The organism is Pseudomonas sp. NPDC089547, from assembly GCF_050280665.1.
Taxonomy (GTDB): domain Bacteria; phylum Pseudomonadota; class Gammaproteobacteria; order Pseudomonadales; family Pseudomonadaceae; genus Aquipseudomonas.
Genome location: NZ_JBNNVS010000036.1, coordinates 1 through 14,660, shown reverse-complemented (window position 1 = coordinate 14,660; position 14,660 = coordinate 1). Strand labels below are relative to the sequence as shown.

Sequence of the window (14,660 nt, the reverse complement as noted above, 5' to 3'; positions counted from 1 at the left end):
GAGGGTGATGAGCGAGCTGTTTTCGCGCCGGGTGTTTCTCGGCAACAGCCTGGCCATGGGTAGCGGCCTGCTGCTCGGCGGCGGGCTGCTCAGTGGCTGCGACAGTGGCACACCGGCAGCGGCCGGTGCGGCGCTGCCAGGTACGCCAGTGCACGGTGGGCGCTTGCGGGTGGGCATTATCGACGGCGACCAGGCCGGTAACCTCGATGCACACAAACCGGTAGGTGGCGGCATCATTCGCGGGTGGGCGCTGTACGCCAAGTTCTGGGAATGGAATGCCGATGTCAGCACGCGTTTGGCACTGGCCGAGTTTGCCGAGCCGAATGCCGATGCCAGCGCCTGGACCATCCGCCTCAAACCGGGGCTGGAGTTCCACCACGGTAAAAGCATCACGGCCGACGACATGCTGTTTTCGATCCTGCGCCTGACCGACCCGCAATTGGCTTCGCCGTTCGCCGGGCTGGTCGGGGCAATCGATCGGCAAGCCCTGCGCAAGCTGGATGAGCGCACCATAGAGATCCGTTTCAAGCAGGGGCAGAGCTTCTACCCGCTGGATGAAACGCTGATCAGCTTTGGCGGCATCGTGCCCACCGACTACCACCCGGTGACCAACCCGGTGGGTGCTGGGCCTTACCGGCTGAAGCGCTTCATCCCGGGCCAGCGCTCGCTCTATACCCGTTTTGAAAATTACTACAAACCCAATCGCCCCTATGCGGACGAGCTGGAAATCATCGAGTTCAAGGACCAGGTGTCGCGTGCCGCAGCCCTGAGAGCCGGCCAGATCGACGTGGCCAGCGGCGTGCAGGCCGAGCACAGTGCGTTGCTCAAGGCCGACCCGCGGCTGCGGCTGTATGCCTCGCCGACCACCTCGTTCACCGGCTTCAACCTGAACCTGGCCAAGGCGCCGTTCCAGGATGTGCGTGTGCGCCAGGCGTTCCGCCTGCTGGCCGACCGGCAGGAGCTGGTGGCGCGTGGGCTCAATGGTTTTGGCCGGGTGGCCAACGACCTGTACTCGCCCCACGACCCCACCTATAACCATGCCATTGCCCAGCGCCCGTACGACCTGGACCAGGCCCGCTCGCTACTGCGCCAGGCGGGGCATGAGGATTTGCGCGTCGAACTGACCACCACGCCGGGGCCTGGTGTAAACGCGGCATTGGTGTTTGCCCAGCAGGCGTTGAAGGCCGGGGTGCAGGTGAAGGTCAACCAGGTGGACGGGTCAGTGTTCAACGGCCCGCAACGCGAGCAATGGCAACTGTCGCCGGGCTCGACCCCGGCGCGTGGTTTTCTCGCCTCGGCGTTGCACAACGATGCGCCACAGGCCATCTACAACCGCAGCAACTTCCACGACCCGCGCTTTACCCAGCTGTACCAGCAGGCCCTGGCTCAACCCGACCTGGTGCAGCGCAAAACTTTGGTGCATGAAGCCCAGGCCATCCAGCACGAACGCGGCGGGCTGCTGATCTGGGGGTTTTCCGATGTGCTCGATGCCGCGTCGGCCAAGGTTGGCGGGCTCACTGCGGAACAGACCACCTTCGCCTCCTGGCGCTTCGACGAACTCTGGTTGAACCCTGATGCCTGACACTCGACACACATCCCGCACGCCGGCCTGGCTGGCCTGGTTCATCGGCCGCCTCGGTTACGGGCTGCTGACGGCCTGGGTGATCAGCCTGGTGGTGTTCATCGCCACCCAGGCACTGCCCTCGGACCCGGCACGGGTCATCCTGGGCCCGGATGCGCCGCTGGAAAGCATCCTCACCCTGCAACGGCAACTGGGCCTCGACCAGCCGATCCTGTTGCAGTACCTGCGCTGGCTGGGCGCGGCGCTACGCGCAGACCTGGGCATTTCACTGGACTCGCAGGTGCCGGTGGCGCAACTGCTGTTTGGCCGCCTGGGCCACACCCTGGCTTTGCTGGCCGGGGTGCTGGCACTGGTGGTGCCGGTGGCCTTGCTGCTGGGTGTAAGCCTGGCGCTGCGGCGCGACAGCCGGCTGGACCGCTGGGGCTTGTCGGCGTTGATCCTGCTCAAGGCCACGCCGGGTTTCTTGCTGGCCATCGGCCTGGTGCTGTTGTTTTCCATGCCCGGCATGAGCTGGCTGCCGGCAGTGTCGATCCTCGACCCGCAGCTGCCATTGTGGCGGCAGTGGCCATCGCTGGTGCTGCCGGTGCTGGCCCTGAGCCTGACGGCGCTGCCGTACCTGACGCGCATGGTGCGGGCCTCGATGATCGAGGCGCTGGAGTCCGAGTATGTGATTGCGGCGCGCCTGCGCGGTATCCCGGAGCGCCGCATTGTATGGCGGCACACGTTGCCCAATGCCCTGACCCCGGCGATCCAGGGGGGGGCGCTGACCTTGCGTACCTTGGTCGGCGGTGCGTTGCTGGCTGAGGTCATCTTCAGCTTTCCGGGCATTGGCACCGCGCTGAATGCGGCAATCCAGATGCGCGACCTGCCGATGATTCAGGGTGTGGTGCTGGTCATCACGCTGGCGGTGGTACTGATCAACCTGCTGGCCGACCTGCTGACCGTGTTGCTCACCCCCAAGCTGCGCACCGCACGCCGGGTGCGAATGATCCGCCGTGTTCGGCGGGGCATTCGCCCGTGGTGGCGCCGTGCGCGCAGCACCCCTGCCCAGGAGGCAACCCATGATTGAATCCCGTTGGCTGGCCGACCCGCAGGTGCGGCGCGGCGCTGTGATTACCTTGCTGCTTGCGCTGCTGGCCGCATTCGGCCCCTGGCTGGCACCGCATGCGCCTACCGCGATGGTCGGGCCGGTGTATGGCCCGCCGGTTGCCGGTGCACCGTTGGGGTACGATTTTCTTGGCCATGACCTGCTGTCGCGGTTGCTCAGTGGCGGCCTGTCGGTGCTGTGGATGTCGGTGGCAGCGGCCACCCTGGCATTGCTGGTCGGTGGCAGCCTGGGCTTGTTGGCCGGGTTCTCACGCAGGCGCCTGGACCAGGCGATCAGCTGGGCGGCGGATGTGTCGCTGGCGTTCCCGGACCTGATCCTGGTGCTGCTGATCGTGTCCATGCTCGGCCGGGCGCCGTGGCTGATCGTGCTGACCGTGGCCATTGCCTTCACACCCGGGGTCATTCGCCTGGCCCGTGGCAGCGCGGTGGCGGTGGCCGGGCAGGAGTTTGTCGAGGCGGCGCAGATGATGGGCTATCCGCGTTGGCGCATCCTCTTTCAGGAAATCCTGCCGAATATCCTCACGCCGCTGTTGGTGCACTTCGGCAACATGCTCACCTGGGCGGTGGGCATGCTGTCGGGCCTGAGCTTCCTGGGCTACGGGGTGGCGCCACCCGCTGCCGACTGGGGGCTGATGATCAACGAAAACCAGGCCGGCCTGCTGGTGCAGCCCTGGGCCGTACTGGCCCCGGCGCTGCTGATCGGGGTGTTTGCCTATGGCACCAACATCCTGGCCGAGGGCATTGGCCGGGCCAGTGCACGGGTTGGGGAGAAGCAGCCATGAACGCGCCGTTGAAAAGTACGGGTGAAGTGTTGCGGGTCAGTGACCTGCGGGTGGAGCTGACCGGGCAGGTGGATGTGCTGGCCGAGGTTTCCTTCAGCCTGGCGGCGGGGGAAATCGTGGGCCTGGTTGGCGAGTCCGGTTCGGGCAAGACCACGTTGGCCACGGCCTTGCTGCGCCATGCCAGGCAGGGGGCGCGCATTGCCGGGGGGCGCGTTGAAGTGGCAGGGCAATCGCTGCTTGAACTTGAAGGCGAGGCCTTGCGCCTGGCCCGTGGCGGGCTGGTCGGCTACGTGGCGCAGGACCCGGCCACGGCGCTGAACCCGGCGCTGCGCCTGGGGGCCTTGCTGCGTGAAACCCTGCTGGCGCACCAGCCCAGGTTGTCGCGCCAAGCCGTGCGCCAGCGCATCGGCGAAACCCTGGTAGATGTGGGCCTGCCCGATGACGACGCGTTCCTGCGGCGCTTCCCGCACCAATTGTCTGGCGGGCAGCAGCAGCGGGTGATGCTGGCGTTGGCATTTGTCCTGAAGCCGAAGCTGATCGTGCTCGACGAACCCACCACGGCACTGGATGTGACCACCCAGGCGCATGTGCTGCACACCCTCAAGGGCCTGTGCCGCGATCAGGGCGTAGCGGCGCTGTATGTCACCCATGACCTGGCCGTCGTACGTGGCCTGGTCGACAGGGTGATGGTGATGTATGCCGGGCGGCTGGTGGAAGTGGCCGGGCGCGAGGCGCTGTTCCGCACGCCAGTACATCCCTACACCCGCGCGCTGCTTGCGGCCATTCCCGACATTGCCCGGCGCTTGCCCTTGCAGGCGATTGCCGGGCATGCGCCAGCACCCGGGCAGCGGCCGGATGGCTGTGCCTTTGCCCCGCGCTGCGCCCGGCGACAGGCGCAATGCGCGGTGATCGAGCCGTCGTTGCTGGCGCATGCCCATGGCCACCAGGTGGCGTGCCTGGTGCCCCGGCAGGACGCCGTGGCCTTGGGCGATGCGCCGATCGATACGCTGGCAGCAACGGGTGACGTGCTGTTGGAGGTGCAGGGCCTGGATGTCGCCTATGACCGCCAGGTGCTGTTCGATGTATCGCTGCAGGTGCGCCAGGGTGAATGCCTGGCATTGGTCGGTGAGTCCGGTTCGGGCAAGACCAGCCTGGCCCGGGCCATCGCCGGGCTTGGCGAAAACGTGCAGGGGGCGCTGCGTTATGCAGGGCAACCCTTGGCTTTTGCCGCCCGGCAACGTGATGCGCAGCTACGGCACCAGATCCAGTATGTGTTCCAGAACCCCTACCGGGCGTTGAACCCACGGCAAACGGTCGGGCAAACCTTGAGTGCACCGTTGGCGCACTTCTTTGGCGTGCGCGGCAGAGAAGCCCGGCAGCGGGTCGAGGCGGTGCTGGCGCGGGTATCGTTGCCGGCGCGGGTGGCGGACCTTTACCCGCAGGGGCTTTCTGGCGGTGAACGCCAGCGTGTGGCCATTGCCCGGGCGTTGATCTGCGAACCGAAGTTGCTGGTATGTGACGAAGTTACCTCGGCGCTGGATGTGTCGGTACAGGCGTCGATCCTGACGCTGCTCCGGCGTTTGCAGGGCGAGGGGCTGACGTTGCTGTTCGTGACCCACGACCTGGGCGTGGTGCGGGCGATTGCCGACCGCGTGCTCGTGTTGCGCCAGGGGCGGGTGTTGGAGCAGGGCAGTGCCGAGCAGGTGCTGGACCGACCGGCTGATGCCTACACCCAAGGGTTGGTGGCGCACATGCCCAGCCTTGGTGGGGATGGCACCGGCTACGCCGGTGTTCGCGGCTAAAGCCGCTCCCACAGGGTAGGCGTAGGCAGTGAGGCTGGCGCTAATCCTGTGGGAGCGGCTTTAGCCGCGAAGAGGTCTAGCGAATGAAGTGCACCTTGCCAGTGTCATCATTGCCCATATAGATGCCATACACGCCGGCCTGCCGCTCCAGGATATAGCGCTCCAGGATTTGCCGGATTGCCGGGTAGTAGATCTCGTCCCAGGGGATTTCGTCCGGTGCGAAGAACTTGTACGCCAACGTCTCCGCCCCGTATTGCCCGGTTTCTTCGGTGGCGATGGCGCGGAAGATGATGTACACCTCGCTGATTTTCGGCACGCTGAAGATCGAGTAGGGCGAGACGATATCGGCACGTACGCCGCTTTCTTCCCACACCTCGCGCAGTGCCGCCTGCTCGGTCGTCTCGCCGGCCTCCATGAACCCGGCCGGCAAGGTCCAGGTGCCCGGGCGCGGCGGGATGGCACGCTGGCATAGCAGGTACTTGCCATCGCGCTCGATGATGCAGCCGGCGATGATCTTCGGGTTGACGTAGTGGATATAACCGCAGCCGGTACAGTGCAGGCGTTCGTGGGTGTCGCCTGTGGGAACGCCCCGGGCCAGTTCCGTGGTGCAGTGCGGGCAGTAGCGCGGGGCGTTGGGCATGATCAGCGGCCTATGCGGTTCTTATATACGTGGATCCTTCAGGGCCAGGGGCTCGACCATGTCGCGCACCTTGGCATTGTCATCCTGCTTCTGGCGCAGGTAGTCCAGGGCTACCTTGGCGGCAGCGCGGACGTGGTCGACCGAGGCCTGGTGGGCTACCAGCGGGTCGCCACCCTTGATTGCCTCGACGATCTTTTCCATTTCGCGGTTGCTGGCGCCACGGCGGTTTTCCTGCGACACCGAGGTGGCACGCAGGTAGCTGATGCGTGCCTGCAACTGGCGCAGCTGCTGGGCCGCCACCTGGTTGCCGGAGCCTTCGAGCAGCACATCGTAAAAACCTTGTACCGAGTCCAGCACCTGTTGCAGCTCGCCTTCTTCGAGGGCTTCGCGGTTGACTTCCAGTGCACGCTCCAGGGCACGGATGTCCTTGGCCTTGGCATTGAGGGTGAACAGCTGCACGATCAGGCCTTCGAGCACACAACGTAGCTCGTAGATGTCGCGGGCGTCTTCCAGGGTGATGATGGCGACGCGCGGGCCCTTGGCGTCGGCAAACTCCACCAGGCCTTCGGACTCCAGGTGGCGCAGGGCTTCACGCACCGACGTGCGGCTGACGCCGAGGCGGTCGCAAAGGTCGCGCTCGACCAGGCGGTCGCCCGGGAGCAGGTGGAAGTTCATGATCGCGGCGCGCAGCTTGTCGAGCACGATTTCACGCAGGGTAACGGGGTTGCGGTTGACCTTGAAGCTGTCGTCGAGTGGCTGGCGTTTCATCAGGTGCGCTCTTTAAGAGGCTGTTGCGCCAACATCGCGGAACGCCCCGAACCGAGGCGTTCCATGCAGTGGTTCGAACAGCCCGTTGTTAACGGGTTGACTCCGCATCGGCTTCGGCAAAGGCTTCACGGGCCAGGCGGAAGCTGTCTACCGCCGCAGGTACGCCGCAGTAAATGCCGACCTGGAGCAGAATTTCGCGAATCTGTTCACGGCTCAGGCCATTGCGCAATGCGCCGCGAATGTGCAGCTTGAGTTCGTGGGGCCGGTTGAGCGCGGAAATCATGGCCAAGTTTATCATGCTGCGCTCTTTGAGCGACAAGCCTTCGCGGCCCCAGACATGGCCCCAGCAGTATTCGGTGACCAGTTCCTGCAAGGGCTTGGTGAACTCGTCGGCGTTCTGGATCGAGCGGTTGACGTAGTCCTCACCCAGCACCTGGGCGCGGATCTGCAGGCCTTTCTCGTACTTTTCGTTGCTCATGTGCAGTACTCCGGAATAAAACAGGGGCCGCAACCGAGGGTGAGACGATTAGCGCGGCCCCCAAAAACAGGGGCATCGGTGTGAGCTTCTTCGCGGGTGAACCCGCTCCCACAGGGATCGCACAGATGCTGAAGCCTGTGCAGTACCTGTGGGAGCGGGCGAGCCCGCGAAGAAGCCAATGCGGTGTATCAGGCCAGCGGCGGCAGGGCGCCCAGCTTGCCTTTGTGGTAAACCATCGGCGTTACCGGCTGCTCGGGCAGCACCAGGTTCTTCACCGCACCCACGATGATCGCGTGGTCCCCGCCGTCATACTCGCGCCACAGTTCGCATTCGATGATCGCCGTGGCCTTCGTCAGCAGCGGGTTGCCCAGCTCGCTCAGGTGCCAGTCGATGCCTTTGGCCTTGTCCTTGCCCTTGCCGGCAAACGCATACGCCTCGGCGGTTTGCTCGGCGGACAGCAGGTGAATCGCGAACTGCTTGCTGTCCCGCAGGATCGGGTAGGTGTCGGAGGCGTAGTTGGGGCAGAACAGCACCAGCGCCGGGTCGATCGACAGCGCGCTGAACGCGCTGGCGGTGATGCCGACGATGGCGCCGTCGGCGTCCAGGGTGGTGACTACCGTGACGCCGGACGGGAAGGAGCCCATCACGTCTTTGTAGATGCCAGGTTCGATCATCTCGTGTTCCTCTTAACGCATCACGAACGGGTCGGGCATCGGCGCGGTGGACAGGTTGATCCACACGGTCTTCAGCTCGGTATAGGCCAGCACCGAATCGATGCCGCTCTCACGGCCGTAGCCGCTGTTCTTGAAGCCGCCAATCGGTGCCATGGCGGACACGGCGCGGTAGGTGTTGACCCAGATGATCCCCGAGCGCACGTCGCGGGCCAGGCGGTGGGCACGGCCCAGGTCGCGGGTCCAGATACCGGCGGCCAGGCCGAACTGCGAGTCGTTGGCCATTTCCAGCGCCTCTTCCTCGGTCTTGAAGCGGATCACCGCCGCAACCGGGCCGAACACCTCTTCCTGCATGATGGTCATCGAGTTGCTGTCGCACTCGAACAGGGTCGGCTCGTAGAACCAGCCTTCACCCTCGACCTCGGCACGTTTGCCGCCCATGTGCAGCTTGGCGCCTTCAGCCTTGGCCGCAGCGACCAGGCCTTCGACCACGGCCAGTTGTTGCGCGGTGGCCATCGGGCCCATTTCGCTGGCGTCATCTTGCGGGTTGCCGATGCGAATGCGCTTGGCACGGGCGATCAGGCGCTCGACGAATTCGTCGAAGATTTCGTCCTGCACCAGCAGGCGCGAGCCGGCCACGCAGCTTTGCCCGGAGGCCGCATAGATGCCGGCCACGGCGCCGTTGATGGCGCTGTCCAGGTCGGCATCGGCGAAGATGATGTTCGGCGACTTGCCGCCCAGCTCCAGCGACAGCTTGGCGAAGTTCTCGGCGCTGCTGCGTACCACGTGGCGGGCAGTGGCCGCGCCGCCGGTGAAGGCGATCTTGCGCACCAGCGGGTGGCGGGTCAGCGCCGCACCGGTGCTTGGGCCATAGCCGGTGACCACGTTGACCACACCCGCCGGGAAACCGGCCTCAAGGGCCAGGCGGGCCAGCTCGAGGATGGTCGCCGAGGCGTGCTCGGACGGCTTGAGCACGATGGTGTTGCCAGCGGCCAGGGCAGGGGCCAGCTTGATCGCGGTGAGGTACAGCGGGCTGTTCCATGGAATGATGCCCGCCACTACGCCGATCGGCTCGTGCACGGTGTAGGCGAACAGGTCGGGCTTGTCCAGCGGCAGGGTGCCGCCTTCGATCTTGTCAGCCAGGCCTGCGGTGTAGTGGAAGAACTCTGGCAGGTAGCCGACCTGGCCGCGGGTTTCGCGGATCAGCTTCCCGTTGTCGCGGCTTTCCAGCTGGGCCAGGTGCTCCTTGTTTTCGGCAATCAGGTCACCCAGACGGCGCAGCAGCTTGCCGCGGGCGGTGGCGGTGATGCTGCGCCACTCTTTGCTGTCGAAGGCACGCTGGGCGGCTTGTACGGCCAGCTCGACATCAGCTTCGTCGGCGTCGGGCAGTTGCGCCCAGGCCTGGGCGGTGGCCGGGTTGAGGCTGTCGAAGGTCTTGCCGCTCTGGGCATCGCGCCATTGGCCGTCGATGCACATCTGGAAACGAACGAGGGTCATGCAACAATCCCCTTGGCGGATTCGGTGAGGGTGCGGGCTTGCGCGAGGAAGTCCAGCAGCATCTTGTTGACTTCACGCGGTGCTTCTACCGGCATCATATGCCGTTGCTCGGCGAGGACCACACTGTGCGCACCCGGAATGCTGGCGGCGAGCTGGCGGGTCATGGCCGGGGTAGAGCCCGAGTCGAGTTCGCCGGTGGCGATCAGCGTCGGCACCTGGATGCTGCCCAGGTCGCCTGCGCGGTACATGTCCTGGGTGGCGAACAGCGAGTATGTGGTGTGGTAGCCCTGCGGGTCGTTGCTCGCCAGCACCTGGCGAATGGCGGCGACCTGCGCCGGGTTGGCAGCCTTGTATTCACGGCTGAACCAGCGGTCCAGGGCAGCATCGACGTTGGCGTCGGGGCCCAGCTCCGCCGCCTGGGCAGCGCGGGCAATAACGCCGGCACTCTGCTCGGGGGTGCGGTTGAACACGCTGTTGAGCACTACCAGGGCAGCCAGGCGCTGCGGGTAGTTAAGGGCAAATGCACGGGCTACCAGGCCGCCCATGGAGAAGCCGATCACGGTCGCTTGTTGAATTTGCAGGTGGTCGAGCAGTTCGGCGAGCTGGGCGGCATAGCCTTCCAGGCCGATGTCGGCAGCCGGCAGGGCGCTTTGGCCGTGGCCGAGCATGTCGTAGGCGATGACGCGGTAGTCGTTGGCCAGGCCAACGATCTGACCGCCCCACATTTCCTTGTTCAGGCCCACGCCGTGGATCAATACCACGGGTTGGCCCTGGCCGACGGACAGGTAGCTGGTGCCGGCAGGTGTGTGTTCAGCGACAGGCTGAATCATGGAGGGCGCTCCTTGAAGGTCGGGCGCGGCGGGTAAGCACGCCACGCCCCGGCCCGTCTTGGTTGTTGTTATTGAGCGTTGGCTTTTTCGGCAGCCAGTTCTTCCAGGTCGATGTAGCGGTTGCCGATGCGTGGGTGCAGGCGGCCACCGTCGGCAGCGCCCAGCACCACGACAATTTCATCGGCGCGCGGGGCGTCTTCGATCTGCATTTCCAGGGTGATGTAGTGCGAACGCAGGCCTTCGTCGTCCTTCTGCATCATCGGGATCTGGATCGAGGTGCCCGGGCCGCCGCGCTTGTTGGTGAAGCTCAGGTAGCTCTTGGCCTGTACCGCTTCGCGGTAGTGGTTGCCGAAGCGCAGGGTGTGGATCACGGCCGAAGCGTGCTCGATTTCGCCATCGGCACCGACCACGGCAGCCTTGCCGTAGGCTTCGATCTTGTCGGCACCGCCGATGGCGGCAGTCAGGCGCTCGACCATCAGTGCACCCAGCTCCGAGCAGTTGGCGCGGATTTCCGGCTTCAGATCTTCAACAAAACCGCGACCGGCCCATGGGTTCTTGATCACGACGGCCAGGCCGACCATGGTCACCGGCTTGTCGGTGGCCTTGCCGCCTTCGATGCGGGTCTCTTCGGAGTAGGTGACGATCTTGCGGATTTCGAAACTCATGGGTGGCTCCTGGTGAGGGTTAACAGCTCTTGTTGTCTGATGGTATACCATAATATTTGTTGTGCAAGAGGAGGCTGGAAATTTCTCTTGCGAGGGGACGAAAGGTGGCGTGATGCCTTGATTTCTCTATTACCTGTGCCGGCCCCTTCGCGGGCTTGCCCGCTCCCACAGGTACAGCGCACAGCTTGAAATCTGTGGTGGCCCTGTGGGAGCGGGCAAGCCCGCGAAGAGGCCGGCACAGGTTTCACAAAAAAAGCCCGCTCACGCGGGCCACAGGGGCCCACGAGAGCGGGCTGCGTCCCGCAATGTTTCAGGCAAAGGGAATTCAGGCGAACGCCGGCACCACTTCCTTGATGAACAGCTCGAGCGACTTCTTCTTCTCGGCGTGGGGCAGGCTGTTGTCGCACCAGAAGCTGAACTCGTCGACGCCGAGCTCCTGGTAGTACTTGATGCGTGCGATGATTTCTTCCGGCGTGCCGATCATGGTGTTCTTGCGGATGTTCTCCAGCTGGAACGCCGGCACTTCGGCAAACTTCGACTCCGGGCTTGGCTCAAGGAAGCCGTTGACCGGTACAGTCTTGTTGCCAAACCAGGCATCGAAGGTGCGGTAGAAGCGCGAGATGGCCTGGGCGCCGACCTTCCAGCCTTCCGGCTCGGCCGGGCTGTGCACGTGGGTGTGGCGCAGCACCATCAGTTGCGGGCGCGGCACGTCCGGGTTGTTGTCGAGGGCGGCCTGGAACTTGTTTTTCAGGTCCAGCACTTCTTCGTCACCCTTCATCAGCGGGGTGACCATGACGTTGCAGCCGTTGGCCACGGCGAAGTTGTGCGAATCCGGGTCGCGGGCGGCGATCCACATCGGCGGGGTGGCGTTGAACGGTTTCGGCACGCTGGTAGAGGTGGGGAACTTGTAGACTTCGCCATCATGGGCGTAGTCGCCTTCCCACAGTTTGCGTACCACCGGCACCATCTCGCGCAACGCCTTGCCGCCGTCGGTGGCCGGCATGCCATTGGCCATGCGGTCGAATTCGAACTGGTAGGCGCCACGGGCCAGACCCACTTCCATGCGGCCGTTGCTGATCACGTCGAGCAGGGCGCATTCGCCCGCCACGCGGATAGGGTTCCAGAACGGCGCGATGATGGTGCCGGCGCCCAGGCGGATCTTCTCGGTGCGTGCGGCCAGGTAGGCCAGCAGCGGCATCGGGCTTGGCGAGATCGTATATTCCATGGCGTGGTGTTCGCCAATCCACACAGTGCTGAAACCGCCGTCTTCGGCCATCAAGGTCAGTTCGGTCAGGTCTTCGAACAGCTGGCGGTGGCTGACCTGTTCATCCCAACGTTCCATGTGTACGAACAACGAAAATTTCATGGGGCATTCCTCAACGCTTGAAAGGGGCTGGCGCCAGGCAGGGTTGGCGCCAGTTGTCTCGATTCAGAATAGGCTTCAGGCAAAGGCCGGCAGGCTGGCCATTTTCCCGCGGCAGTACACCATCGGCCGTGGCGCTTCGGCAGGGACGATCAGGTTGTGCACCTTGCCGACCATGATGGCGTGGTCGCCACCTTCATATTCACGCCACAGTTCGCATTCGATTACCGCGGTGGCGCCGGCCAGGATCGGGTTGCCCAGTTCGCTCAGGGTCCACTCGATACCGCTGGCCTTGTCCTTGCCCTTTTTGGCGAAGGCATAGGCTTCTGCCTGCTGCTCACCGGAGAGCAGGTGAATGGCGAAGCGCTTCTGCTTGATCAGCACAGGGTAGGAATCGGAGGTGTAGTTGGGGCAGAACAGCACCAGCGGCGGGTCCATCGACAGGGAGGAGAAAGCGCTGGCGGTCAGGCCGACAACCGAGCCGTCGTCGTCCAGGGTGGTGATGACGGTAACGCCGGACGGGAAGGAGCCCAGGACGTTCTTGTAGACGGTTGCGTCGATCATCTCGTGTACCTCTAAAAGGCTGCGGTGGTCCGCGGTTTTTATCGTTGATGTGTCTGATGGTATACCGTAATACCTATTTTGCAAGCGGAATTTTCAACCCTGATTTTTCACGATGAACGGCTCAAGGCCACGTAAACCGTGGTCTTGAGCCGTGAGGCGGATTGTCGCAGGGGTTTTGCGAGCGGATCAGCGGGCGTTTTTTCGTGCGGATCAGTGTTGTCAAAAGCTTGGAATACCATAATATGGTCCGCAGCTGAGAGGCCGCCCTGGATGCGGTTTCCTTACAAAGATAAAAACGACCTTTCGAGCTGAATCCTATGTCCCAACCGTCATCGCAACACCAGTTTGTCGAGAATCACACGGTCGATTACGTTCCACCTGCCGAGCGCCACGGGAAGGCGCGCGACCTGTTCACCCTCTGGTTCAGTACCAACATTGCGCCACTGCCTATCGTCACCGGCGCCATGGTGGTCCAGGTGTTCCACCTGAACCTGTTGTGGGGGCTGATCGCAATTGTGCTGGGCCATCTTGTCGGGGGCGTGGTCATCGCCCTGGCCTCTGCGCAGGGACCGCAGCTGGGCATTCCGCAAATGGTGCAAAGCCGAGGCCAGTTCGGCCGTTACGGCGCCTTGCTGATCGTGTTCTTTACTGCGCTGATCTATGTCGGCTTCTTCATTTCCAACATCGTGCTGGCAGGCAAGACCATTCACGGCATCGCCCCCAGCGTGCCGATGCCGGGCGCGATCGTGATCGGTGCCCTGAGTGCTACCGCCATTGGCGTAATCGGCTACCGCTTCATCCACATCCTGAACCGTATCGGTACCTGGGTGATGGGTTCGGCATTGCTTGCCGGCTTCATCATGATGTTCATCCAGGAGCTGCCGGCCGACTTCTTCAGCCGTGGCGCGTTCAACCTGTCGGGCTTCATTGCCACCGTGTCGCTGGGCACCATCTGGCAGATCAGCTTCTCGCCATACACCTCTGACTACTCGCGTTACCTACCGCGGGAAGTGGGCATTGCCAAGCCGTTCTGGGCGACCTACTTCGGCGCTACCCTGGGCACCATCCTGTGCTTCAGCTTTGGCGCGGTAGCGGTGCTGTGCGTGCCGGAAGGCACCGACGCCATGGATGCGGTGAAGCAGGCCACCGGCTGGCTTGGCCCGATCCTGATGGTGCTGTTCCTGCTTAACATCATCAGCCACAACGCCCTCAACCTGTATGGCGCGGTGTTGTCTATCGTCACTGCGATCCAGACCTTCATGGCCGACTGGACGCCGAGCATCAAGGTGCGGGTGATTCTGGCATCGGTGATCCTGGTGGGCTGCGGGATGGTTGCGCTGAACGCTTCGGCGGACTTCATCGGTCATTTCATCGGCCTGATTCTGGCGCTGCTGCTGGTGCTGGTGCCGTGGGCGTCGATCAACCTGATCGACTTCTACCTGATCAAGAAGGGGCAGTACGACATTGCGTCGATCTTCCGTGCTGATGGCGGTATCTATGGCCGCTTCAACCACCACGCGATCATTGCTTATGCTTGCGGCATTCTGGTGCAGTTGCCGTTTGCCAATACGTCGCTTTATGTCGGGCCGTACTCGAACATTGTCGAAGGGGCGGACTTGTCGTGGCTGTTCGGCCTGATCGTGACCGTGCCGCTGTATTACTGCCTGGCGACCCGGGGCAAGGCTGCCGAGAAGGCGGGGCGAGTGTTGAGTGTGAATGACTGACAGATTGTCATTGCAGTAACTGGGGCCGCTTTGCGGCCCTTTCGCGACACAAGGCCGCTCCTACAAGGTCCGCGCATCTTCCTGAATCTGCGCGGTCCCTGTAATCGATGGACTCGCCCCCGCCGAGGCATCACAGTGCCACGGTGGCGTTCGAAGAAGCCAACGGCAGCGAGGGCGAGACCATGAA

14 protein-coding genes are annotated in these 14,660 nt (G+C 63.9%); 5 read left to right on the top strand and 9 right to left on the bottom strand.

What is annotated here, in order from left to right:
- Positions 1-7 precede the first annotated feature (7 nt).
- From ACQKPZ_RS21085 to ACQKPZ_RS21070, 4 genes are read left to right on the top strand one after another with little or no spacing between them, the layout of a single operon-like run.
- Complete coding sequence (locus ACQKPZ_RS21085) at positions 8-1,582, top strand: ABC transporter substrate-binding protein (RefSeq protein WP_427541768.1); 1,575 nt, start codon at positions 8-10, stop codon at positions 1,580-1,582.
- Positions 1,575-2,651 (top strand): ABC transporter permease, encoded by a 1,077-nt coding sequence (locus tag ACQKPZ_RS21080; protein ID WP_427541765.1) that lies wholly within the window; start codon positions 1,575-1,577, stop codon positions 2,649-2,651. Before ACQKPZ_RS21085 ends, ACQKPZ_RS21080 begins: the two co-directional genes overlap by 8 nt.
- Positions 2,644-3,471, top strand: coding sequence for an ABC transporter permease (locus tag ACQKPZ_RS21075; protein WP_391131747.1), 828 nt, complete (start codon positions 2,644-2,646; stop codon positions 3,469-3,471). The genes ACQKPZ_RS21080 and ACQKPZ_RS21075 overlap by 8 nt, the downstream gene beginning before the upstream one ends.
- A complete protein-coding gene (locus ACQKPZ_RS21070) occupies positions 3,468-5,273 on the top strand; it encodes a dipeptide ABC transporter ATP-binding protein (protein WP_427541762.1) in 1,806 nt (601 codons plus the stop codon). The genes ACQKPZ_RS21075 and ACQKPZ_RS21070 overlap by 4 nt, the downstream gene beginning before the upstream one ends.
- Before the next feature lie 76 nt (positions 5,274-5,349).
- Here ACQKPZ_RS21070 and ACQKPZ_RS21065 read toward each other — a convergent pair whose 3' ends face one another.
- From ACQKPZ_RS21065 to ACQKPZ_RS21025, 9 genes are all read right to left on the bottom strand, one after another.
- Entirely contained in the window at positions 5,350-5,913 is a 564-nt protein-coding gene (locus ACQKPZ_RS21065; RefSeq protein ID WP_391131750.1) for an NUDIX hydrolase, read from the bottom strand.
- Between the two features lie 21 nt (positions 5,914-5,934).
- Positions 5,935-6,681 carry a GntR family transcriptional regulator gene (locus ACQKPZ_RS21060; RefSeq protein WP_016715705.1) on the bottom strand — a complete coding sequence of 249 codons (747 nt, stop codon included), beginning with the start codon at positions 6,679-6,681 and terminating at the stop codon, positions 5,935-5,937.
- Positions 6,682-6,769: 88 nt separating this feature from the next.
- Complete coding sequence (locus tag ACQKPZ_RS21055) at positions 6,770-7,159, bottom strand: carboxymuconolactone decarboxylase family protein (RefSeq protein WP_427541759.1); 390 nt, start codon at positions 7,157-7,159, stop codon at positions 6,770-6,772.
- 188 nt (positions 7,160-7,347) lie between these two features.
- Positions 7,348-7,833 carry a flavin reductase family protein gene (locus ACQKPZ_RS21050; RefSeq protein ID WP_391131752.1) on the bottom strand — a complete coding sequence of 162 codons (486 nt, stop codon included), beginning with the start codon at positions 7,831-7,833 and terminating at the stop codon, positions 7,348-7,350.
- 12 nt (positions 7,834-7,845) lie between these two features.
- Positions 7,846-9,327, bottom strand: a complete 1,482-nt coding sequence (locus tag ACQKPZ_RS21045; protein WP_427541756.1) for an aldehyde dehydrogenase — start codon at positions 9,325-9,327, stop codon at positions 7,846-7,848.
- A complete protein-coding gene (locus ACQKPZ_RS21040) occupies positions 9,324-10,157 on the bottom strand; it encodes an alpha/beta fold hydrolase (RefSeq protein ID WP_391131756.1) in 834 nt (277 codons plus the stop codon). Before ACQKPZ_RS21040 ends, ACQKPZ_RS21045 begins: the two co-directional genes overlap by 4 nt.
- Positions 10,158-10,225: 68 nt before the next feature.
- A complete protein-coding gene (locus tag ACQKPZ_RS21035; RefSeq protein WP_003256068.1) occupies positions 10,226-10,822 on the bottom strand; it encodes an amino acid synthesis family protein in 597 nt (198 codons plus the stop codon).
- Positions 10,823-11,147: 325 nt separating this feature from the next.
- Positions 11,148-12,188, bottom strand: coding sequence for an LLM class flavin-dependent oxidoreductase (locus ACQKPZ_RS21030; RefSeq protein WP_172232850.1), 1,041 nt, complete (start codon positions 12,186-12,188; stop codon positions 11,148-11,150).
- A 75-nt stretch (positions 12,189-12,263) separates the two neighbouring features.
- Positions 12,264-12,749 carry a flavin reductase family protein gene (locus ACQKPZ_RS21025; RefSeq protein WP_110743159.1) on the bottom strand — a complete coding sequence of 162 codons (486 nt, stop codon included), beginning with the start codon at positions 12,747-12,749 and terminating at the stop codon, positions 12,264-12,266.
- Positions 12,750-13,066: 317 nt separating this feature from the next.
- Here ACQKPZ_RS21025 and ACQKPZ_RS21020 point away from each other — a divergent pair, with 317 nt between their 5' ends.
- Positions 13,067-14,473 carry a purine-cytosine permease family protein gene (locus tag ACQKPZ_RS21020; RefSeq protein WP_427541753.1) on the top strand — a complete coding sequence of 469 codons (1,407 nt, stop codon included), beginning with the start codon at positions 13,067-13,069 and terminating at the stop codon, positions 14,471-14,473.
- Positions 14,474-14,660: the final 187 nt, after the last annotated feature.